This window comes from Salmonella sp. A1325 (genome assembly GCF_056991255.1).
In genome coordinates this window covers 1-401 of sequence record NZ_JAMLWO010000037.1, presented here as the reverse complement: position 1 = coordinate 401, position 401 = coordinate 1, and the positions used below count along the sequence as shown (strand labels likewise).

Sequence of the window (401 nt, the reverse complement as noted above, 5' to 3'; positions counted from 1 at the left end):
CAGGAGAAGGGCATTACTCTGGCGGGAAACGCCATCGACGACGTGCTCACCGTGGCGCTGTTCCCGCAAATCGGCCTGAAGTTCCTTGAGAACCGCCACAACCCGGCGGCGTTTGAGCCACTGCCGCAGGCGGAAGCCGCGCAGCCGGTGGCAAAAGCAGAGAAGCCTGCCGCTTCCGGTATCTACACCGTGGAAGTGGAAGGCAAAGCCTTTGTGGTCAAAGTCAGCGACGGCGGCGATATCAGCCAGCTCACTACTGCCACCCCGTCTTCCGCACCGGTTCAGGCTGCCGCTCCGGCAGGCGCCGGTACCCCGGTAGCCGCCCCGCTGGCGGGCAACATCTGGAAGGTGATTGCCACCGAGGGCCAGACGGTGGCCGAAGGCGACGTGCTGCTGATTCT

The 401-nt window shown here is 64.6% G+C and carries 1 pseudogene; it reads left to right on the top strand.

The features are described from left to right. Positions 1-401 (top strand): annotated as a pseudogene (locus tag NAZ64_RS22415) (sodium-extruding oxaloacetate decarboxylase subunit alpha); the annotation flags it as partial.